This is a genomic window from Deltaproteobacteria bacterium, assembly GCA_005879795.1.
Lineage (GTDB): Bacteria > Desulfobacterota > Binatia > DP-6 > DP-6 > DP-6.
In genome coordinates this window covers 1-1,044 of sequence record VBKJ01000247.1, presented here as the reverse complement: position 1 = coordinate 1,044, position 1,044 = coordinate 1, and the positions used below count along the sequence as shown (strand labels likewise).

Annotated in this window: 2 protein-coding genes; both read left to right on the top strand. The window is 73.4% G+C overall.

All coding sequences use genetic code 11. The annotated features are described in order from the left end of the window. The coding region (locus tag E6J59_19645) for an SDR family oxidoreductase (protein ID TMB15943.1) at nucleotides 1-152 on the top strand (152 nt) is incomplete at its 5' end. 1 nt (nucleotide 153) lies between these two features. Next, the coding region (locus tag E6J59_19640) for an acyl-CoA dehydrogenase (protein ID TMB15942.1) at nucleotides 154-1,044 on the top strand (891 nt) is incomplete at its 3' end.

Below are 1,044 nucleotides of genomic sequence, written 5' to 3'. Positions count from 1 at the left end.
AGACGCTGCGCGCGCGCCCGATCCCCGCCGGCCGCATGGGCGAGCCGGCGGACGTCGCCGGGCTCGTCGTCTTCCTCGCCTCGCCGCGCGCGAGCTGGATCACCGGCGCCACGTTCGGCGTCGATGGCGGCATCCTCCCCGTCGCGCCGTAGCATGGACTTCGCGTTCACCGAGGACGAGGAGCGCTTCCGGGCCGAGCTGCGCGCGTTCCTGGCCGAGGAGCTTCCCGACTGGTGGCGCGGCATGTTCGTCGACGACCCGCGCGCGATCCCGTTCACGCGCGCCTTCTGCCGGAAGCTCGCGGCCCGTGGCTGGCTCACCATGAGCTGGCCGCGCGAGTGGGGCGGTCAGGAGGCGAGCGTCTGGAAGCAGGCGATCCTGCGCGAGGAGATGTGGGCGCACGACGAGCCGCGCGGCCCGCAGTACATGAACCTCAACTACATCGGGCCGTGCATCATGCGCTTCGGCAGCGAGGCGCAGAAGCGCCGCTTCCTGCCCCCGATGGCGGCGGGCGACGTGCTCTGGACGCAGGGCTTCTCCGAGCCCGGCGCGGGCTCGGACCTGGCCGCGGTCGCCACCCGCGCCGAGGCGCGCGGGGATCATCTGGTCGTGAACGGGAACAAGCTCTGGAGCAGCTACGCCGACGCGCCGGCGGACTGGTGCTTCCTCCTCGCGCGCACGGGCGTGGCGGCGCGCCGGCACGAGGGCCTCTCGATCCTGCTCGTCGACATGCGCACGCCCGGCATCACCGTGCGGCCGATCGACAGCATGGCGGGCCCGCACGAGCTGAACGAGATGTTCTTCGACGAGGTCCGGGTGCCGCGCGACTGCCTGCTCGGCGCCGAGGGCCAGGGCTGGGAGATCGTGACCATCGGCCTCACCTTCGAGCGCATCGGGGTCGCGCGCTACGCGCGCGCCGGGCGGGTGATCGCGCTGCTGGTCGAGCACGTGAAGGCTGCAGGCCTGGCGGGCGACGCCGACGTGCGGCGGAAGCTCGCCGAGCTGCGGGTGCGCCACGAGGCGGCGCGGCTCCTCAACTACCGC